The 20,906-nt window shown below is 37.7% G+C and carries 22 protein-coding genes; 17 read left to right on the top strand and 5 right to left on the bottom strand.

Annotated features, from left to right (window positions below; genetic code table 11):
* Window positions 1–2: 2 nt before the first annotated feature.
* Genes tssK through F984_RS11655 form a run of 4 tightly spaced genes read left to right on the top strand, consistent with a single transcriptional unit; the run spans window position 3 to window position 3,764 of the window.
* Window positions 3–1,367: a type VI secretion system baseplate subunit TssK gene (tssK, locus tag F984_RS11670; protein ID WP_004702450.1), complete on the top strand. Its 1,365-nt coding sequence runs from the start codon at window positions 3–5 to the stop codon at window positions 1,365–1,367.
* A 17-nt stretch (window positions 1,368–1,384) separates the two neighbouring features.
* The gene (gene icmH / locus F984_RS11665) at window positions 1,385–2,191 is read left to right on the top strand and encodes a type IVB secretion system protein IcmH/DotU (RefSeq protein ID WP_004709543.1); all 807 of its coding nucleotides are present in this window, start codon (window positions 1,385–1,387) and stop codon (window positions 2,189–2,191) included.
* A 12-nt stretch (window positions 2,192–2,203) separates the two neighbouring features.
* Window positions 2,204–2,803 carry a hypothetical protein gene (locus tag F984_RS11660; protein ID WP_004709541.1) on the top strand — a complete coding sequence of 200 codons (600 nt, stop codon included), beginning with the start codon at window positions 2,204–2,206 and terminating at the stop codon, window positions 2,801–2,803.
* A 7-nt stretch (window positions 2,804–2,810) separates the two neighbouring features.
* Window positions 2,811–3,764, top strand: coding sequence for a M15 family metallopeptidase (locus F984_RS11655; protein WP_002048347.1), 954 nt, complete (start codon window positions 2,811–2,813; stop codon window positions 3,762–3,764).
* 4 nt (window positions 3,765–3,768) lie between these two features.
* On the opposite strand, the gene F984_RS11650 is transcribed toward F984_RS11655, so the two are convergent.
* Window positions 3,769–4,620, bottom strand: a complete 852-nt coding sequence (locus F984_RS11650) for a LysR family transcriptional regulator (protein ID WP_004709537.1) — start codon at window positions 4,618–4,620, stop codon at window positions 3,769–3,771.
* Between the two features lie 268 nt (window positions 4,621–4,888).
* Between F984_RS11650 and F984_RS11645 the strand changes: the two genes are divergently transcribed.
* The 3 genes from F984_RS11645 (at window position 4,889) to F984_RS11635 (ending at window position 7,840) form a co-directional block, all read left to right on the top strand.
* The gene (locus tag F984_RS11645) at window positions 4,889–5,371 is read left to right on the top strand and encodes a nucleoside deaminase (RefSeq protein WP_004709534.1); all 483 of its coding nucleotides are present in this window, start codon (window positions 4,889–4,891) and stop codon (window positions 5,369–5,371) included.
* On the top strand, window positions 5,371–6,552 hold the full coding sequence (locus F984_RS11640; protein WP_004709533.1) for a cyanate transporter: 1,182 nt from the start codon (window positions 5,371–5,373) through the stop codon (window positions 6,550–6,552). Before F984_RS11645 ends, F984_RS11640 begins: the two co-directional genes overlap by 1 nt.
* A 130-nt stretch (window positions 6,553–6,682) precedes the next feature.
* Window positions 6,683–7,840 (top strand): winged helix-turn-helix domain-containing protein, encoded by a 1,158-nt coding sequence (locus tag F984_RS11635; protein WP_004709530.1) that lies wholly within the window; start codon window positions 6,683–6,685, stop codon window positions 7,838–7,840.
* A gap of 66 nt (window positions 7,841–7,906) precedes the next feature.
* Here the strand turns inward: F984_RS11635 and F984_RS11630 are convergent, their stop codons facing one another.
* A complete protein-coding gene (locus tag F984_RS11630) occupies window positions 7,907–8,365 on the bottom strand; it encodes a GNAT family N-acetyltransferase (protein WP_004709528.1) in 459 nt (152 codons plus the stop codon).
* A gap of 315 nt (window positions 8,366–8,680) precedes the next feature.
* Entirely contained in the window at window positions 8,681–9,340 is a 660-nt protein-coding gene (locus F984_RS11625; protein ID WP_080631560.1) for an epoxyqueuosine reductase QueH, read from the bottom strand.
* A 425-nt stretch (window positions 9,341–9,765) separates the two neighbouring features.
* Between F984_RS11625 and F984_RS11620 the strand changes: the two genes are divergently transcribed.
* The 4 genes from F984_RS11620 to F984_RS11605 all read left to right on the top strand — a co-directional run bounded on the left by F984_RS11620 (window position 9,766) and on the right by F984_RS11605 (window position 12,854).
* Window positions 9,766–10,053 (top strand): hypothetical protein, encoded by a 288-nt coding sequence (locus tag F984_RS11620; protein WP_004709525.1) that lies wholly within the window; start codon window positions 9,766–9,768, stop codon window positions 10,051–10,053.
* Between the two features lie 211 nt (window positions 10,054–10,264).
* On the top strand, window positions 10,265–10,717 hold the full coding sequence (gene soxR / locus F984_RS11615) for a redox-sensitive transcriptional activator SoxR (RefSeq protein WP_004709521.1): 453 nt from the start codon (window positions 10,265–10,267) through the stop codon (window positions 10,715–10,717).
* 160 nt (window positions 10,718–10,877) lie between these two features.
* Complete coding sequence (locus tag F984_RS11610; protein ID WP_004709519.1) at window positions 10,878–11,312, top strand: I78 family peptidase inhibitor; 435 nt, start codon at window positions 10,878–10,880, stop codon at window positions 11,310–11,312.
* A 606-nt stretch (window positions 11,313–11,918) separates the two neighbouring features.
* Window positions 11,919–12,854: a dihydrodipicolinate synthase family protein gene (locus F984_RS11605; RefSeq protein ID WP_004709517.1), complete on the top strand. Its 936-nt coding sequence runs from the start codon at window positions 11,919–11,921 to the stop codon at window positions 12,852–12,854.
* A 55-nt stretch (window positions 12,855–12,909) separates the two neighbouring features.
* Here F984_RS11605 and F984_RS11600 read toward each other — a convergent pair whose 3' ends face one another.
* The gene (locus F984_RS11600) at window positions 12,910–13,818 is read right to left on the bottom strand and encodes a DMT family transporter (RefSeq protein WP_004709514.1); all 909 of its coding nucleotides are present in this window, start codon (window positions 13,816–13,818) and stop codon (window positions 12,910–12,912) included.
* 417 nt (window positions 13,819–14,235) lie between these two features.
* Here F984_RS11600 and F984_RS11595 point away from each other — a divergent pair, with 417 nt between their 5' ends.
* From F984_RS11595 to F984_RS11570, 6 genes are all read left to right on the top strand, one after another.
* A complete protein-coding gene (locus F984_RS11595) occupies window positions 14,236–14,919 on the top strand; it encodes a GntR family transcriptional regulator (RefSeq protein ID WP_000174668.1) in 684 nt (227 codons plus the stop codon).
* A 168-nt stretch (window positions 14,920–15,087) separates the two neighbouring features.
* Window positions 15,088–16,020, top strand: coding sequence for a 4-hydroxyproline epimerase (locus F984_RS11590; protein WP_004709512.1), 933 nt, complete (start codon window positions 15,088–15,090; stop codon window positions 16,018–16,020).
* Window positions 16,017–17,120: an NAD(P)/FAD-dependent oxidoreductase gene (locus tag F984_RS11585; RefSeq protein WP_004709510.1), complete on the top strand. Its 1,104-nt coding sequence runs from the start codon at window positions 16,017–16,019 to the stop codon at window positions 17,118–17,120. Before F984_RS11590 ends, F984_RS11585 begins: the two co-directional genes overlap by 4 nt.
* Window positions 17,121–17,351, top strand: coding sequence for a (2Fe-2S)-binding protein (locus F984_RS11580; protein WP_004709508.1), 231 nt, complete (start codon window positions 17,121–17,123; stop codon window positions 17,349–17,351).
* Window positions 17,351–18,613: an FAD-dependent oxidoreductase gene (locus F984_RS11575; protein ID WP_004709506.1), complete on the top strand. Its 1,263-nt coding sequence runs from the start codon at window positions 17,351–17,353 to the stop codon at window positions 18,611–18,613. Before F984_RS11580 ends, F984_RS11575 begins: the two co-directional genes overlap by 1 nt.
* Window positions 18,614–18,657: 44 nt before the next feature.
* Window positions 18,658–19,410: an AraC family transcriptional regulator gene (locus F984_RS11570; RefSeq protein WP_000177080.1), complete on the top strand. Its 753-nt coding sequence runs from the start codon at window positions 18,658–18,660 to the stop codon at window positions 19,408–19,410.
* 67 nt (window positions 19,411–19,477) lie between these two features.
* Here the strand turns inward: F984_RS11570 and abaF are convergent, their stop codons facing one another.
* On the bottom strand, window positions 19,478–20,767 hold the full coding sequence (abaF, locus tag F984_RS11565) for a fosfomycin efflux MFS transporter AbaF (RefSeq protein ID WP_004709504.1): 1,290 nt from the start codon (window positions 20,765–20,767) through the stop codon (window positions 19,478–19,480).
* Between the last annotated feature and the right edge of the window lie 139 nt (window positions 20,768–20,906).

Below are 20,906 nucleotides of genomic sequence, written 5' to 3'. Positions count from 1 at the left end.
ATATGTTTAAAGCTGAAAAAGTCCTGTGGGGCGAAGGTTTATTTTTAAGACCTCAACATTTCCAAATTCAAGATACCTATCATGAACAACGCTTAAATCACACTGTTCGTGCTGTTGTGCCGTTTTCATATGGTGTTCAAAAATTAAGTTTTGATGAAGCACAGCTTAGTACACATATTCTTGCGCTTGAATCGGTAGAAATGATTTGGCAAGACGGTGAAATATATCAGGCACCGGCTTACGATTTATTACCTGAACCAATTCTGCTTGATGAGCTTAATTTACGTGGTGAAATGGTCATCTATTTGGCATTACCATTATTACAAGCCAATAAACAGAATTTAATTGATCAGAATCAATCACAGAAGGGGCGTTATCAATCACATTTGGTTGAGACCCACGATCTGTTCACAAATGCGACAGAAGCAGATATCAGCTTGTTACGTCGTCGAGCTGTGTTTAAATTATTAGATGCAAACAGTAATCCTGATCATAATCTGGATGGTTTCCTCTATTTGCCAATAGGTAAAATCAAACGTCAGAGTTCAGGTGCTTTTGAAATTGATCGTAAATTTATTCCACCTATTTTGCATGTCGATGCATCTGAGACATTGGTTTCGAATTTAAAAAGAACATTGAATGTTATTAAGGCAAAAATTAAAACCATTCAAACCAACAACCGTGAAAATGAACAGAAATTAATTGAATTCCGTTCAGGTGATATCGTTTCGTTTTGGTTAGTCAATGCTTTAAACACTGCACATGCTGGTCTGAATCATTTCCTGCAATATCCACAAATTCATCCGGAACGATTGTTTTTTGAATTATTGCGTTTAGCGGGCTCATTATTAACTTTTTCGACAGCTTATGAAGTTGATCAGTTACCGGCCTATAAACATCACAATTTGCAAGAGAGCTTTACCCAGCTCGACACCATTTTGCGTGATTTATTAGATACCATTATTTCTAGTCGCTACATCAGTATTGCCCTTAAAGAAATTCGACCTTCATATTGGGTGGGAAGCCTCGAGACAGATAAGATTACTCGTGATACTAGACTTTATATAGCCGTATCTAGCAGTGCAATGCAGACTCACGAGTTGATTCAGATTGTACCTCTACGGTTTAAAATCGGTAGTACGCTGGATGTTGAACAGCGTGTTGTTGCAGCATTACCAGCCATTCCATTACACCACTTAATTCAAGTTCCAACGGCTATTCCAGTGCGTTCTGGTGTGAGCTATTTCGAAATCGAACCGCATCATGAACTCTATCAGCGCATGTTGGATTCAGAAACGATTTGTATTTACGTTCCAGCGGGCTTCCAAGATATCAGTATTGAGCTGATTGCGGTCATGAACGCTTAAAGATAAAGGAGAGAAAAATGTCACAATCTACAGGTGCTCCTTCTTTATTTGATGACGGGCAAATCGGGACAGGGGGAAATAATAATAGCCAGTCCCAAGCAAAGCTACAGGCGATTAATCTGATCGATTTATTGCACGATGGTTTTTATTTAATCTTTTTGATTCGAAATCAGTATGTGCCAGCTGACGCGCAGCGGTTTCGTGAAAAGATTTTAGATTTGCTTAATCGATTTGAACAACAAGCTAAAAAGTTGCAGTTTTCAGCAGATGATATTCATGATGCTAAATATGCATTTTGTGCATTGATTGATGAAACAATCGTGACCCAACAAGACCCAAGCTATTTTAATTTGCAAAATGCTTGGTTGATTAGTCCGTTGCAATTGAGCTTATTTGGTTCTCAATTGGCGGGTTATCAGTTCTTCGAAATATTAGAACAGTTGAGAAGCCGAGGAAAAGATCGTTTGGCTGCTCTTGAAGTATTCCATTACTGTCTATTATTAGGTTTTCAGGGTAAATATCGAATTGAGTCTATCGAAAGCTTAAATCATTTGGTTGCGCGAGTAGGTGACGAAATTGATTATTTAAAAGGTAAAAAAGTTGCTTTTTCGCCGTTCTCGGCAATTCCTGATCAGATACGAAATATTATTCATCGCGAATTACCTTTTTTCTGGATTTTGATTTTCTTATTGATTTTTGCATTGCTTACCTTCGTGGGTCTAAGATTTATGTTGAATAATCAAAATGATAAAGCATTATCTACTTATCAAAATGTGATTTCTGCCCCACAAGAGCAGGCACATATTACAATTTATTTACCTTGATGATGGAACGAAATGGCTCAGGAAAAACCAACTTCTATTCGAGTTTTGCAATCGAATAAAAAAAAGTCGAGATCACCAGTAATCTATATCATCATTGGTATTATTGCCGGGGTGTTTGTAAGCATCTCACTGTTCCTGTTCTTGTCTCAACCGTATTCGTCAGATCCTACCACTGTTGAGAGTAAGTCAAATCAAGATCAGGAACGTGATCCAGTATTGATGACGAATTCTTCTACGCATGGACAAGTTACAGTTGATCAGCAAGAGCAAGCTGATCCAATGAGCCATGATGGTTTTGAGCAACCTAAAGAAAATGAACTGAGTGGTATTTTTAAACCTGCTCCTCATAAAAATGCGGCTCCAACTCAGCAACGTGTTTCACCTTTTGATGCACAGTTAACAGGTGAACGGGTAGCACCTAAGCAACAAGTTGTGGCTAAAACCACTCAACCAATACAACCAGCTCAGCAAAAACCTATCGCTCAACCTAAGGTAGTTCAAGCTAAACCTGCTGAAGCTAAGAAAGTTCCAGTTGAGCCAGAGGCTGAGGCGGAAACACCGAAAGCATCGGTTGATATCAAAGTGACTCGCAGTCCATTTGCGGTGAATTAGTAAATTCATGATGATTTTTCTAATTTTCTTTTGTTTTGCCTGCCTTGCTATAGGGCTGGCATTTTTAATGTCTTACGAACTCAGAAGTAAAGGTAGAACATTTGTTTTATCGTTATTACCTCAGGGACGTCGGCAACTAAATCAGGTCAGGCAATTTGCCCAGACCATGAATCAGGCAGCTGCACCTGAAAAATTACAATCTCATTGGCATTTGCAACAATGGTGGATTGTAATTGCAGGTTTTTTTTTATTTGCTAGCATTTTAGTTTTTGCCTTTACTCGTCCGATTAGTTCAACTCGGATTGAAGCCGAATACTTAAAAAAAACTGATCCGCAAATTTACGCATTATTAAATGGAGAAATCTTATCACCACCACCTGAAGTGGATGAAGGTCTGATTGAAGCGGCAATTGTTGAAGCGACTCAATTAGAACAACAATATGCTTCTCAAGACAGTGGTGCAATTAATTCTTCACCTATTGATAAAGCAAGTTTCGATGGTCGTGCAATTTTAGATACCAATATGGTCAATCGTAAGTGGGACAAAATGAACCCACGCTATAAGCAGCGTTTGCTTATGGTCTTTAAAATTATGAAAGAGCAATATGGTTATGAGTTAGTCTTGCTTGAAGGTTATCGCAGTCCAGGGCGCCAAAATATGTTGGCAGGCAACCCGAATACAACCAAGGCAAAAGGTTATCAGAGCTACCATCAATTTGGTTTAGCAGCAGATGTAGCATTTAAACGAAATGGTAAAGTGGTTATTTCTGAACGTGATCCATGGGCTATGCAGGGGTATCGACTGTATGGGCAAGTTGCAGAGTCCGTTGGACTGACATGGGGTGGACGCTGGAAATCTATACAAGACTATGGTCATACCGAGTATAGAATGCCTGGTTTGAAGAAAACTCAGGAAATGGCGGAAAAATTGATTGCTGAAAGCTTAAATGAAATAAGTTAAAAGCTTAAGAGAGCGATTCGAAACGATCCTGCAATACAGTAGTGATCTTATCAGCAAGCTGGGAAATCAACCCAGCTTTTTCCCATGTGTAAATTGAAACTACCATAGGTGAAGCTTCACCTAACGACCTATATTTACGTACACGACGACCTTTAGTGGTACTTACAGGAAGTAAAGATATTCCCAAACCTGTTTCGACACTGACTAAAACACTTTCTAAACTACTGCCTGTAAAAGCAATATACCAACGTTTCCGTTCTCGCTCTAAGGTTTCAAACATTTCGTCTCGATAAAGTCCTCCTTGGGGGAAAGTCACTAAACGAATGGGATCGGTTATGGGTGTAGTGGTATTTTCACTTTCAAACCAAGCCATTTCTTCAGGAAAAGATGCATAGCAATCAGCACTGGCAGTAGGCTCTTTCACAATAACAATATCCAGTTCACCATTTCGATAACGCTCTGTTAGGTTACGGCTTAGGCCAGAAGTAACATCTAAGCGAATAGATCGATGGGCTTGTGCGAATATGCCGAAAACTTCTGCCATAGCAGTACTCATCATATCTTCTGGTAAGCCAATCCGAATAGGAATACTACCTGCTGGATCTTTTAAAACAGCTTCTGCTTCTTGTTGAAGTGTCAAAATTCTTTGAGCATAACCAATTAAATATTCACCTGAGGCAGTCAATTGTAAAGGTCGTGATGTACGATCAATGAGAGTATGACCAACAGATTCTTCAAGACGTGCCAATTGCTGACTAATCGTTGATTGGGTCAGATGTAACTTATCAGCAGCGATGGTAAAACTGCCACTTTCAAAAATAGTCACAAATGCACGAAGAAGACGAGGGTCAAACATAAGAATTATCACCAACAATGCAAAAAGCACAATAAATAAGTATTTATAATCTTAATACAATCGATTAAATAATTTAATTTCCAAATACTTTTAAGCACATTTATTCTAGTTCCAAATTGTTCTGCTCTTAAAGCTTGCTTAGAGTTTTTCATACCTAAGTTTCTTATCTAGATAATTGGATCATTGCTACAGCATGTACATTCAAGTGAATACTGTGAAATTGAAAGTTACTTCTTTTAGTCGGCGCAAAGTTGGTTGAGGATAAATGATGAAAGAAAATCAAATGCTTTTACGCCAAGCGTTAGAACTTGCTTATCACAATGTTGAAAAAGGCGGCAGACCATTTGGCGCAGTAATTGTAAAAGATGGGAAAGTAATTGCTTCTGGCGTAAATCAGATTTTAACAACCAATGACCCGACGGCTCATGCTGAATTACTTGCAATTCGTGCAGCTAGCCAAGTTCTAGGAACTGCAAATTTAGAAGGTTGTTCTGTGTTTGCAAGTGGGCATCCATGTCCTATGTGTATGGCCGCAATGCGTTTAGCAGGTATAAAAACAGTTCATTATGCTTATTCTAATGAAGACGGAAAACCTTTTGGTTTATCTACAGCTGAAATATATGCTGATCTTGCAAAACCATTTGCTGAGCAGACTATGAAAATTGAATATGTACCTGTCCGATTTGAAGGCCGTACCGATCTTTACGTACTGTGGAAGAATTATCAAAGCAATCAGTCAGGCCTAAAGTAATGAATCAGTCTGGAGCTTCTTTTGCTCGATCCATGCTCATCGTTACAGTCGCCTTGGTTGGACTCAATTTAAGACCTTTTATGACAAGCATTGGTCCATTAGTCTCCAGTATCCGAGCAGACACTGGGTTGACTCTACAAGGAATAGCTTTACTCACTTTATTGCCGATGATGTTAATGGGAGTCATTGCATTTATTGGTCCAATCGTACAAAGCATAGTTGGCGAGCGCAGAGTTGTTTTGGGTGCTTTACTGACTATTTGTATTGGATGTGGCCTTAGATTTTTATTTCCTACAGCTGAGGGTTTAATTATCAGTGCGGTCGTGATCGGTTTAGGCGTCGCGCTGATACAAGCAGCTTTTCCAGGCATTATCAAAAGAGAGTTTAGTCAACATATTGGTCCGATGATGGGACTTTATTCCGCTATGCTTATGGGGGGCGGTGCATTAGGCGCATGGTTAGCGCCTGTGGTCTCAAATATAACGGGTTTATGGCCTGTGGGATTGGCTTTCTTTGCTCTACCAGCTGTATTGGCATTAATCTCAACATTTATTTTTTTACCCTCAGCCGTAAGTTTGAATGTATCTGCAGCACCTGTAAAGACGTTGCTTAAGAAACCTAGAACATGGTTATTAATGCTGTGTTTTGGGCTTGTTAATGGTGGTTATTCTTCGGTTGTTGCTTGGTTAGCACCTTCTTTTCAAGATCATGGTTGGAGTAGTGGACAAAGTGGAAAATTGCTCGCTTTACTTGCTTTAAGCCAAGCAGCATCGGCACTGATTTTGCCTATTTTAGCTAGACAATATAAAGATCGCCGTCCATGGCTATGGTTTACTCTATTCATGCAATTTGCTGGTTTTTCTGGACTTGCATTTGTGCCCAAGTTTGCATCTATTTTATGGGCAATTTGTTTAGGGATTGGCTTGGGAGGCTGTTTTGCTCTAACACTTATTGTTGCACTTGACCATTTTGAAGAACCTAGCAATGCAGGAGCTTTATCTGCACTTATGCAAGGGGGTGGTTTTTTACTTGCAGCAATACCACCTTGGCTAGTCGCAGCATTACACGACTTTACAGGGAGTTATAAAGCTGGATGGATTTTTCATATATGTAGTGTGATACTGGTGATAGTTTTAGTGATAAGGCTAGCACCTAAAAGTTATCGCAAAATTCGTCTATAAATTTTTATGTGAGTAGAGAATATTACATATCTAAAGAAATACGATTTAGTTGCAAAGAATATTAAAGAATAGTGATAGGATGATTCTGAAATTTTTAGATTTGAAATGAATACAATAATATTTGATTTTTATGACATCTTCTTTGAAAAAAATTGCCTTACTTAAACAAGGCTTAGGAAAAAATAGTCCATTTGCGACAGGAGTAGATGGAACCTTACAGGCGATTGAACATTTAGGATATGTGCAGATTGATACCATCTCTGTGGTTGAGCGTGCTCATCACCATATATTATGGAACCGAGTGTGTGACTATGAGTTAAGCCATTTAAATAGTTTGGTTCGCGAACGTCAAATTTTTGAATATTGGTATCATGCGGCGTCTTATCTTCCTATGAAAGATTATCGCTATGCTTTACCTGCCATGATGTCGGTTAAGAAAGGGGAAAGCCGTTATTTCAATAGAGGTGATCAACACCTGATGAATGAAATATTGGCGCGTGTTCGTGCTGAAGGTAAAATTCGATTACGTGATATTGACAAGAAAAATAAAAAAAGTTTAGGGAATTGGTGGAATACAGGTCCGGGACGCCGTGCTTTTGAGCAGTTATATATGCAGGGCGATCTGATGATTTGTGAGCGTAACGGTATGGAAAAAGTCTATGATTTGACTGAGCGTTGCTTGCCTGAAAATATTGATTTAACAATGCCCACGCTTTACGAATATGCGCAGTATTTATTTAATAATACGCTTCGAGCACATGGGGCATTTACATGGAAACAATTAGTTCATTTAAAGAAAAATGATTTAAAAGAGGCTATGCGTGTTGTGCTCAAAGAGCAGGTTGATGCTGGTATTGTATCAGCGGTTAAACTTGCTGACGGTCAAAGCCTATATGTGGATGTAGCAGCAATAGAGCAAAAAGTGGATAGTGAATTTGGTTTAAAAATACTTTCGCCTTTTGATAACTCGCTTATACATCGTGACCGCTTAACTTCTTTATTCGAGTTTGATTATCGGATCGAATGTTATGTACCAGCAGCCAAACGGATATTTGGATATTTCTGTTTACCTATTCTCTATCAAGATGAGTTGGTCGGCCGAATTGACTGTAAAGCGCATCGGAGTGTGAAAGAGTTAGAGGTAATTAGCTTACATTTAGAAAAAACAGTGAAAGATAAAGAGCATTTCTTTTTCGAGTTAGAGCAAGAACTCAAACGTTTCGCAGCATTTAACCAATGTTTAACTGTTAATGATAAAGTAAGTAAGCTTATTCGCAGCAAGAATTAAATAAACATTATTCTAGGTTTAAAAATAAAACACCAAAAGAATTAAGGCTTTTGGTGTTTTTACTTGTTAGGTTAAAGACATACGATATTGAATAACGCCGGGCTTTTGTGCAATCCAGTCGTAGAGTTTTTGAGCGGTATGATTACTTTCTTGTGTATGCCAGTATAAACGGTCGCAGTTATGTTCGGTGGCTTGCTTCTGAACATACTCAATAAGTTGCTTGCCAATGTGTCTTCCACGAACTTCAGGTGATACATACAGATCTTCTAAATAACAGTAGTTATTTTCTGCCCAAGTAGACCGATGAAACATATAAGTGACAAAACCTAAGATACCTTGTTTATTTTTGGCAACAGCACAATAAATGGGTTCTTTTTCATCGAAAAAACGATCCCAAGTCATTTTTGTGATATGGAGGGGTAAATTGACCTGATAGAAATTTTGATAGGCAACCCAATATTCTAACCATTGAGTATAGTCTTGTTGTTGAACTGGCGAGACTTTGATTATTTCATTTTGAATCATAATTACACTTCATTCTGACTGATTGATGAAATTATATGTTGGATATAAATAGTTTATAGAAACATTAAAGTATTAAAAACTAACACAATAAATCTAATGAGAAAAGAAATTGCTTATTTTTATGAGTTTTTAAAATAAAAAATTTTTATTAATATTATTTTAAGCTAACTTAATTATTATAAAAACATCAAAGCTCGTCTAAGTACACCTTTTAGCCACATTCTCCAGATGTGGCTCTTTTTATTTAAGGTTAAAAATTTAGAAAATGAAATAAATATAATTAACTTATTTATTTTTAAATAGCTAGAGAGATTTTTAATCTTCTTCCATAGCATTACTATAAAACTTAACACCAAGTTTAATACGATCTCGGCCATTACTCATACGCCAGCGATTTGTATCACGTAAAGAATAGACACAACCACAATATTCTTGCTGATAGAATTCTTCACGCTTACTAATTTCAATCATACGGCTAGAGCCACCATTTTTTCGCCAGTTGTAGTCCCAGTACTGGATTTCTGGATAGTGTGAAGCAGCGCGAATCCCGCAATCGTTGATTTGTGTCATATTTTTCCATCTTGAAATGCCTAAAGAACTACTGATTAAGCTAAAACCATGTTCATAAGCGTATAAAGCAGTACGTTCAAAGCGCATATCAAAACACATGGTACATCGAATACCACGTTCAGGTTCATTTTCCATTCCTTTAGCACGAGCAAACCAATTGTCTGTGTCATAATCTGCATCAATAAACGGAATATTATGTTTCTCTGCAAATCGAATATTTTCCTCTTTACGAATGAGATATTCTTTCACTGGATGGATATTAGGATTATAAAAGAATATAGAAAAGTCTATATTGGACTCAATTAATGCTTCCATGACTTCTCCAGAACAGGGAGCACAATATGAATGAAGTAATAATTTATTATGTCCTAAAGGAAGTTCAAGTTTTTGTCTCTGAGTAGTCATAAGGAAAAAATCAAGATATATTTCTATATATTCTAAGTTTTTTAAATAAATATAGGAGTGAATTTTTTTCAATTCAAGATGAAAAATATTTAATTATTGATTTTAATATAGTTCTTAAAAAAATAATTTAAATTATTTTTTATTTTATATAATAATATAAATATTATGTTTATGTAATTTTATAAGTATTAAGTTTGATTTTAAAATATTTGATCTAATTGAAAATGATAATTATTTTATATTTTGTTAACTATTTGTCTTTTATATATTTATTTTTTATAATTTGACAGCCAATTAGTGTGATAAACGTCACAAATAAGTATTATTTTTTAATTTTAAATATTTTTTTAGATTTATATTTTTATTAAATTTATACTAAAACAGTTATTCTATTTTTTTAATTTGAGTATGTGATATTTTAAGATATGGACGATTGGCAATGTAAGTATTGTAATGGTTACATTATGGTTAATCATTCAAATATAGAGGTAGGGGAAAAAGTTTACTTTTTGGTATATAAATTTGATGCAAAAAATGAAAGAAAAAAGCTATATAAAAAAGGAACAGTGATTGCACGCTGTGATAATATTTTACATATCGAATCGAGAAAAAAGACATATAAAATAGAAGAAGCTAAAGTCTATCCACTCAGCGCACCTATGCCATTTGTTTACAATATGTTTTGGGTTTGTGGCTGTGAAAATAGACCATAGCATTTTGTTTTATATGGCCTGACCTGAAATATTAATTTAAAAGGTTTGATTGTTTTTTGTTCGTTTTTGGATATATATTCTTAATTCATTCTAGTAGTTTAAAATTTAGATAAATATTCTAAATGCTTGAACTGTTAAAATTAAATTGTCTTATTTGACAAAGTTTAAGCATCCTTTTATAAAACCTCAACTAAAGTTGTGATTAATAGAAATGACTGAAACGAATCAAAGCCGTTTGTTGACTGTAGGTGAAGTTGCAAAACGCAGTGGTGTTGCAGTTTCAACGCTTCATTTTTACGAGTCTAAAGGTTTAATTAAAAGTATAAGAACCAATGGTAATCAACGTCGTTTTACTTTAGTGGTGTTGCGTTACATTGCGATCATTAAAATTGCCCAAAAAGTTGGGATTCCATTAGATGAAATTAAACAAGCTTTAAGTAAGTATCCGATGGGGTCTAAATTAACTGCACAGCAATGGAAAGAGTTATCTCTTGATTGGCGGAAAAGTTTGGATGATCGTATTCAAAAACTTACGCGACTTAGAGATGAAATGGATTGGTGTATAGGTTGTGGGTGCTTGTCATTAGAACAATGTCCACTAAGAAATCCAAATGATGTATTGGGACAAGAAGGCGTTGGGGCACGTATTTTAGAAAGATTATAGTGCACAAATTTGTTAATTGATTCTATTGCTAATAATGTACCGCTTGGAATAATTAATTATTTTATAAGTTACTCTCTATGAAGGTTTTTTATTGTAAACAGTTTATATAAAACATGAATTTTTTTGATATCTTTAGTTTTTTTAGTAAGAAGTAAAATTTATGAAAAAAACTATCTTTCTTGGATTAGCGCTTGTTTCGTTAACGGCTTGTTCAGCAGTACAGCATAAAGAATTAACTCCACCAAAAATTGGTTCACCAAATCCGGCAAGTCAATATTGTGTTGAACAAGGCGGAAAATTAGAAATTAGAAATGAAACAAATGGTCAGGTTGGATATTGTCATCTGCCAAATGGTCAAGTGGTCGAAGAGTGGAAATTATTCCGTGATAACCAAGCTAACTGCGTAGCAGAAGAAGCTCAAAAATTAGTGGGGTTATCTGGCTTAACTGATGACCAAATTAAGCAAAAAACGAAGTCAGAAATTGTACGTAAAGTAGCTCCTGGTCAGCCAATGACGATGGATTACCGTTCAAACCGAGTAACTGTTACCATTGATCCAGCAACTAAAAAAATTACCAACGCGAACTGCGGTTAATTTTTTAACTAAAAATTGATAGAAGACTGAATAAGAAAGCCTGTCAAAAGATGGGCTTTTATTCTTTTAGTTTAAGAAGAATGGAAGAGAGGATATTGCTTTTCGCTATGCTTATGAAGCTGATATAGCAGTTTTTATCTATTACAAAAAAAAGCCCCTAGCGGACTAGAGGCAGAAAAACTTCAGATGCAGGTAACAGGTGAATTATGCATCTGAGTTAAGTAGGTTGTATCAAACCATGTAAAGCACTTTACCAGTAAAAATGAGTAAAAATAGGGAAGTGCGACTAATGGCTAATGTTCCCTGTATCTTTTTTAATCTTTTCTGCAGCCTCGTTTAATTTTTGAATCGTTATTATTAATAAATTAGAAAAAAGCTTTCAAAACTTATTTTATTTATTAGTTCTAGAGTTTTTGCCTTTGTTTTTCCTAAATTTTTTTTAGACAAAAAGAATTTTAGAACAAAGACTATTCTTTTTTGTGTATATCGTATACGATATATGAAGAATGATTGGACAGCTATTGATACCCATTCCATAACTTTTGAGATGGATTAACTCAAAAGTACAACTACCAATAGTTTTAACTATATTACTGAGGAATAATTATGAGTAATATCTTCACAGGATGTATCCCGGCGCTAATGACTCCATGTACTTCTAACCGTGAGCCAGATTTTGATGCGCTTGTGAGAAAAGGGCATGAGCTTATTGAAGCGGGAATGAGTGCGGTAGTGTATTGTGGTTCGATGGGCGATTGGCCTTTATTGACCGAAGCTCAACGTCAAGAAGGTGTAGCACGACTTGTAGCTGCCGGTATTCCGACAATTGTGGGTACTGGGGCAGTTAATTCAAAAGAAGCAGTTTCTCATGCAGCTCATGCAGAAAAAGTAGGTGCACAAGGGCTTATGGTAATTCCACGTGTATTATCACGTGGTGCATCACCAACTGCACAAAAGGCACACTTTTCTGCGATTCTAAAAGCTGCACCTAGCTTACCTGCGGTAATTTACAATAGCCCGTATTATGGATTTGCGACTCGTGCAGATTTGTTTTTTGAATTGCGTCGTGAGTTTCCAAACTTAATTGGTTTTAAAGAGTTTGGCGGTGCTGCTGATATGCGTTATGCAGCCGAGTTCATCACTTCTCAAGATGACTCTGTGACATTAATGGCTGGCGTAGATACTCAAGTTTTCCATGGCTTTGTTAACTGCAATGCAACGGGTGCAATTACAGGCATTGGTAATGCTTTACCTAAAGAAGTTTTACAGTTGGTCGACCTTAGTAAGAAAGCTGCAGCAGGTGATGCAAAAGCTCGTCGTTTGGCACAAGAATTATCAAACGCTTTAGAAGTTTTATCATCTTTTGATGAAGGTACTGATTTAGTCCTTTATTACAAGTACTTAATGGTACTTAATGGTGATAAAGAATATACCTTACATTTTAACGAGACGGATGCATTGAGTGAATCACAACGTAAATACGTTGAAACTCAGTATGAATTATTCCGTACTTGGTACCGTAACTGGTCAGCTGAAATCTAAGCAAATATCTATAAAAAAAGAGGCTAATGATTTAGCCTCTTTTTACTTATATTATTTATTTTTTAGTGAGAACAATAACGCAGAGGAATATTAAAACTAAACCTAAATAACTATTCATTGTTAAACTTTCGCCTACGACAACAACTGCCAATAACGCTGCAACAGGAATTTCAACCAAAGCTAACGTCATGGCTTGACTGGCTGGAATACGTTTTAAACCAAAGCTAAAAAATAAATAGCCTAAGAACATAGGTACGATTGGGATATAAAGTGCCACCCAAATATTATTTGGATAATTAAATAGGTGAGTTGCTGTAATTAATAAAGTAGGTAATAACAGAACTGCTGAAATCCCAAAGATCACGCCCATTGCAGCTCTTGAGTCGATGCCTTTATGGATTAAATTTTTCATAATCCATGAATATGATGCATAACTCAGACTTGAGAGTAAGCCAAAAAATACACCTAATAGCCGTTCGGATTGAACGCCTTGATGTTGGTGACTATGTTCGCCTGCATATGAGAGTAAAATAACTCCTAAAAAGCCAAGAATAAAACTGATAAGCCATTTTAAAGAAAGCTTACGTTTATCTAATAGCCACTCAAGCATGACTGAAAACAAAGGGGCGCAACCAATTGAAATAACAGTACCAATAGAAACACCAGCTAATGAAACCGAAGAATAAAAAGCAAATGGACAAAGAATAGAAACAATGACGGCAATCAAAACTTTGGTTTTATAGCCAAAAAGCTTTCGGTAATCTTTTTTAATGGCTTTTAAACTTAAAAATGTGTGAATTAAACCACCGAAGCCCACAGAAATAGTAGCAATTACAAGTGGACTGATGCCCTTTGCAAAAGATGCTGCAGTGCCTGCCGTACCCCATAGAAAAGCAGCAAATAGTACAGATAAGAAACCCGTATAATAAGTCAGGGAAAATTTTGCTTCTGTTGGCGTACTCATATGAAGTGACTCAAACTCTGAAAGTTTTATGCAGCAAGATTTCTACAAGATAAAAATTTTTACCTTGTAAGGAATAATCAGCTCAATGGATAAGAATTTTTGACAGTTTCCCGTCAGGAGAACAGGGTAGTATGCTGGTATTTATGACGATTTGCTTGGTTAAATACAATAAAATAATGACGATTTCGGCATAGTCTAATAATAGTTTTGTGAATTAAATGGTATAAAGTATACTTTGTATAGGAATGATTTTAAAAATTATTGGTTTGTAGTGATATAAAAATAGTTTTTAAAAGCTTTATATGAAGGATAAACCGTACCGAAAATGATGCTTTCAAAGCAATAATTTCATTATGGTGGATGACTAAAATTATCATCCTTTTGTTTGTGTCATATTTTGAGGTTAAGAGAATATTCGTGACGCTACCATCTTTTAATGTATCAAATCTTGGTGCAATGCCTTCGGTATCAGAAGTTATTGTCAAATATATTAGAGAAGCAATTATTGCAGGGCATATTGCTGAAGGTGAGCCTATCCGTCAGGATGAAATTGCCAAGCTATTTAATGTCAGCAAAATTCCGGTACGTGAAGCCTTAAAGCAACTTGAAGCCGAAGGCTTGGTGGAGTTTATAAAAAATCGTGGTGCAATTGTGACCCGAATCTCTGAAGAAGAATTAGCTCAGATTTTTGAAGTACGGGTTATGTTAGAAACGAAGTTGATTCAGCTCGCCGTGCCGAATATGACAGAAGAAACTTATAAAAAGGCAGATGAAATTTGTAATGCCTTTATTGATAACATGGATATTGGAAGCTGGACCACACTAAATTGGCAGTTACATGCCTGCCTGTATGAACCGGCACAGCGGCCTTATATGCTCGGATTAATTCGTTCTATTTACGATAAAATTGAGCGCTATTTAAGATTACAAATGAATGTTTCCGAAGGTAAATCACGTGCAAATGATGAGCACAAAGAAATTGTGAAAGCCTGTAAAGCCAAGGATGTTGATTTGGCGGTTAAGTTAATTGAAGAGCATATTAATGGTGTTTGCCAATCACTTTATGAGCACTTACCTCATCATAAAAATGTGAAAAAATAAGTGCTGCATTCTTTATCATTTCAATTAGGCCAATGGCCTAATTTTTTTGTCTTTATTTTAGCTGAAGCAAGTTTTTACTATGCTGATTTCGTCATAGATTTATAAGAAAACGATCAAGCTTGCTGTTTTGAGATCAGTCATCCTAAAGGAAAATGTAAGGATACTTCTATGAAAACAGTAAAAATTTTGGACTCTCATACTGGTGGCGAACCAACACGATTAGTACTTGAAGGTTTTCCTGATTTAGGCACAGGAGATATGGAAAGCCGCCGAAAAATATTATCAGAACAATATGACCATTTCCGTAGAGCAACTATGTTAGAGCCGCGCGGTAATGATGTTTTGGTTGGTGCATTATTATGTAAACCTGTGAATCCCAAAGCGAGTGCTGGCGTTATTTTCTTTAATAACACAGGCTACCTCGGCATGTGTGGTCATGGCACGATTGGTTTAGTGGCTTCGTTAGCACACTTGGGCAAAATACAAGTGGGTACACACTTAATTGAAACTCCAGTGGGCGATGTTGAAGCGACATTGCATGAAGATCATTCGGTTAGTGTGCGAAACGTACCTGCATATCGTTATAAGAAAGCGGTTGAGGTTGACGTTGAAAAATATGGAAAAGTTACTGGTGATATTGCATGGGGCGGTAACTGGTTCTTCTTGATTAATGATCATGGACAACGTGTTGCAAGTGATAATTTAGATCAACTTACCGAATATGCGTGGACGGTTAGACAAGCGCTTTCGGCACAAGGAATAACCGGTAAAGATGGGCAAGAAATTGACCATATCGAGTTATTTGCAAGTGACACCGAAGCAGACAGTAAAAATTTCGTGCTTTGTCCAGGCAAGGCCTATGACCGTTCACCGTGTGGAACTGGAACGAGTGCGAAAATTGCTTGTTTGGCTGCAGATGGCAAACTTGAGCCAGGAAAGTTATGGAAACAAGCCAGTATTATCGGTAGCCAGTTTATTGCCTCGTATGAGCAAGCAGGGGAATATGTGATTCCAACCATTCGTGGTGAAGCTTACATGAGTGCCGAAGCAACTTTATTTATGGATGAAAATGACCCATTTGCTTGGGGTATTCAGCTATGAGAACCGATGCCATCGTCATTGGTGCAGGTATTGTAGGTGCGGCATGTGCTTATGAATTGGCTCGGCAAGGGTTAAATGTGCAAGTTTTGGATGCTCGGATCGGTGGTGCAACTGCTGCGGGCATGGGGCATTTGGTCATTATGGATGACTTGGAAGCCGAATTAAAACTTAGTCATTGGTCAGTTCAGCTATGGCATGAATTAGGACACGAACTTTCGGAAGACTGTGCCTATCGCCAAACGCCAACTTTATGGCTGGCAAGTAGCGCAGAAGAAATGCAGATTGCTGAGGAAAAATATCAACGTCTCACTGCACAAGGTGTCCGTTGCCAACTTCGAAACGCAGATGAAGTTCATCAGCTTGAACCTCACTTAAAGCAGGGTCTTTATGGTGGTTTAGAAGTTTTTGATGATGGAATTTTATATGCACCTTGTGCTGCTGAATGGTTATTAAAAAAATTTCCTCACAAGGTTCAGGTTCAACAAGCTAAAGTTATTCATATTGAAGAAAATCGAGTTCAGTTAAGTGATGGAACATGGCTAGAAGCTACGCATATCGTTTTGGCTAACGGCATTCATGCGACTGATTTTTTTCCAGAGTTACCGATTGAACCTAAAAAAGGTCATTTGGCGATTACCGACCGTTATCCCGAATTAAATGTAAAACATACGTTGGTGGCTTTGGCTTATGCAGCCAGTACTCAAGCGACAAGTGGAATTTCGGTGGCTTGTAATATTCAGCCTAGACCGACGGGCCAGCTTTTTATTGGGTCATCTCGTCAGTTTAATACAGTTGATCCGACTGTAGAGCCAGAAGTCTTTACTCGGGTGCTTAAAGAAGCTACTGATTATTTCCCAGCATTGGCTGATCTTAATGTTATTCGGGCATGGACTGGCTTTCGCGCAGCCACTCCGGATGGCATTCCGGTAATTGGACGACATCCTGCATTTCAATCGGTTTATTTAGCGGTAGGTCATGAAGGATTAGGTGTCACCACAGCGACAGGTACGGCAAAACTGATTGCTTCACACGTGTGTGGGTTAACTTTTGATATAGATCCAGAACCTTTTTTACCTCATCGCTTTATAGGAGCTGCATAGATGATTCAGCTTTTTATTAACGGCCAATCGGTTTCTGTGATTGAGGGCACCAGTGTTGCTGCTGCTTTAGCACAAAAGAAGTCCTATAGCCGTTTGTCTGTCTGTGGTGAAAAACGCACTCCATTTTGTGGAATGGGAGTTTGTCAGGAATGTCGTGTCAATATTAATGGACTCAGAGTGCTTGCGTGTCAGACGCTGTGCCAGCAAGACATGAAGGTGGAAACACAATAATGGAAAAACAATACGATGTGGTGGTTGTTGGGGCAGGTCCTGCGGGGTTGTCAGCTGCTATTGCAGCCGCCGAAAGTGGCGGGCGAATTTTAATATTGGATAATAACCCACAGGCGGGCGGTCAAATCTGGCGGGCTGGACCGATTTTTCCTGTGCCTGAAATGGCGCAGCAGAAATATCAACAAATCAAGGCTCATCCTAATATTGAATTTATGTTTGGTTCGAAAATTGTCGCCGCGCCTTTTGCAGGACAATTACTCGTTGAGCGACCTCATGACAGCCTAAACTTGTCTTATCGCCAGCTTATATTGTGTACCGGAGCAAGAGAGCTATTTTTACCTTTTCCCGGTTGGACTTTATCTGGCGTAACAGGGGCAGGTGGGTTGCAAGCCTTAATTAAAGCAGGTACACCAATCAAAAATGAACGCGTTGTGATTGCAGGTTCCGGCCCATTACTTTTAGCAAGTGCGGACACAGCAAAAAAAGCAGGGGCGCAAGTTCTCTATGTTGCTGAACAGGCGGCTTCATCTTCTGTTCGTAAATTTGCGCTACAACTTTGGCGCTGGCCTTCGAAAGTAATACAGGCGTTATCTTTACCTTATCGTTTATATCAACCTGACAGTTATGTGATTGAAGCGATTGGTCAGGAACGTCTTGAGCGAGTAAAACTACAAACGCCGAAAGGAATCATTGAAATTGAGTGTGATCGACTCGCGTGCGGGTTTGGCTTAGTACCGAATACTCAATTGGGGCAGCTAATGGGTTGTCAAATTAAAGACAATGCGATTACGGTTGATGACTATCAACGTACATCACAGCCACAGGTATGGGCAGCAGGTGAGTGTACAGGTTTTGGCGGAAGTGAGCTGGCGATGGTTGAAGGTAGCATCGCAGGTTATGCGGCTATAGGTCAAAATGAAAAAGCCAGTCAATTATCTGCCCAAAGACAACGGTATCGTTTATTTGCACATCTTCTTGAGAAAAGCTTCAAGTTACGTGCTGAGTTAAAAACGCTTGCACGTCCAGAAACTATTTTTTGTCGATGTGAAGATGTGACTTTTGATAAAGTTGCCGAGCGTAGTAGTTGGATTGATGCAAAATTACATACACGTTGTGGAATGGGAGCGTGCCAAGGAAGCACATGTGCAACAGCAGCAGCTTGTTTATTTGATTGGCAGTTGCCTAATGCTCGACCACCATTACTTCCTACTCGTATAAAAAGCCTCATGGCGATGTCTACTTCTCCTTTAAATCAAAAATAAAATGTTCTAGAGTAGACAAGTTATAATTTTGTCCGCTCTAGCTCATGACTTTGGTTCAAATTCCGAAACTAACTACCACTTTGGAAGATTTCTTAAAAAATCTGGAGAGTATAGAACCATTGTTTGATGCTTTATCTTCGGTGGTTTTTTTCATCAAAAATACCGAAGCACGCTATGTCTTTGTCAATCAAACCTTAGTAAATCGCTGTGGTCTAAAAGATAAAACTGCAATATTGGGGAAAACCTCTTCTGAAGTTTTTCCTCATTCACTTGGAAAAATATATACATCGCAAGACTTGCAAGTTATTCGCCGTGGTAAAAAGTTAACAGAGCAATTAGAGCTGCATTTATATGCAAAAAATCAGTCGGGTTGGTGTTTAACTTATAAAGAACCTTTATTTGATGCGGATGGAAACTTAGTAGGAATAGCGGGTATTTCTAATGATTTAAATGTGCCTGAAAATACACACCCTGCTTTTTACAAAATGGTTCAGGTTGAGGAATATATTAAAAAGAATTATGCCGAAACCATTACTTTGGCGCATTTGACCGCAATTGCTGGTGTGTCGGTGGCTCAGTTAGAACGTTATTGCAAAAAAATATATCATTTAACGCCTCGGCAAATGATTAGCAAAATTCGTCTTCAAGTCGCCACTGAACTATTGGCGACAGATTTACCAATCACTCAAATTGGTTTGCGCTGTGGTTATACCGACCATAGTGCTTTTTGTCGTCAGTTTAAGTTGCATACAGGCATGTCACCTACTTTGTATCGGGCCTCTATCAAAAATATTTAGACAAAAAAATTGGGCTGTATAAAACAACCCAAAATGATTATTAAGTGCTGAATTTATATATTAAAGACTAATCTTTGAAAGCCAATGACCGGCCTTTGGTTTCTTTCACTAGCAAAATCGAGACTATAGAGATCAGACTTGCAGCAACCAAATATAAAGAAATCGGAATTGAGCTATTAAATTCTTTGAGTAAGGTTAAGGCAATTAATGGAGCAAGCGAACCTGCCATAATTGGCGCAACTTGATAACAAAATGAAAGCGCCGTATAGCGGATGTGAGTTGGAAATAACTCAGTCATTAACGCAGAGTAAGGCGAGTAGGTCATGGACTCAATAAATAGACCGAGCACAATTGCTAGCATAATGAGCCAGTCATTGCCTGTATCCATTAAAGGAAAGCCGACAAAACCCCAAAAAGCAGTAAGTACAGCCCCAATAAGATAAATAGGTTTACGGCCAAATATATCGCTCAAATGCCCCATAAAAGGAATAATAAAGAAATGGATGAGGTGGGCGCCGAACATAAGCAATAAGATTTGCGAAGTATCTTTATGGACGACTAACTTTAAATAACTGATCGAAAAAGTAACCACCATATAGTACAAAATATTTTCTGCAAATCTGGCACCGATACCCGCAATAACAGATTTCTTATGATATTTTAAAACTTCAATAATCCCAAGTTGTTGCTTTTCAAGAAGCTGTTGTTTGGCCTGTGCTTCTTTAAACACTTCGGCATCATCTACATTTTTTCGAATCCATAGTCCAATCAGTACCACGACTGCTGAGAACCAGAATGCACAGCGCCATCCCCAATCTAGGAATTGTTCGGGTGAGAGATTTTTTGAAAGTAATAATAAAACCAGCGTGGCTACTAAATTCCCGAGGGGTACGCCAGTTTGTGGCCAGCTTGCCCAATAACCTCTGCGATCATCTGGACTGTGCTCTGAAACTAAAATAACTGCGCCGCCCCATTCACCACCAAAAGCAAAACCTTGAATTAAACGCAATATCACTAGGAGTGTAGGTGCCCAATAGCCAATTTGATGGAAGGTCGGAATACAGCCCATTAAAAAAGTAGTGATACCGACAATAATGAGGCTAATTTGCAATAATTTCTTGCGTCCAATTTTATCACCGTAGTGACCAAACACGAGGCCACCGAGAGGTCTTGCTAAAAAGCCAACGGCATACAGGGCAAAGGCCGCCAAAATGCCATCTATAGCATGGCCGGTTTGTTGAAAGAAAAGTTCGCCAAAGACAAGGGCAGAAGCAGTTCCATAAAGGAAAAATTCATACCATTCTGCTACGGAGCCGACCATAGAGGCCGCTACTACCTTTTTTAATGTTGTCGTCATATACCAATATCCTTATTTGAAAATATGTTACACATAGATTTGATGGGGTATCTTGTTATTCATTTTTTGCACTTTTTTATTTAAATAATGTGCGGTTACGCTGGAGGCTTTGAACTAAAAAAGGAGTTCATCTCTTGGA

It is taken from the genome of Acinetobacter nosocomialis NIPH 2119, from assembly GCF_000368085.1.
In the GTDB taxonomy this organism is placed as follows: Bacteria; Pseudomonadota; Gammaproteobacteria; order Pseudomonadales; family Moraxellaceae; genus Acinetobacter; species Acinetobacter nosocomialis.
Note: the sequence above shows the minus strand (reverse complement) of the source record. Positions and strands in the feature narration are given on the sequence as shown.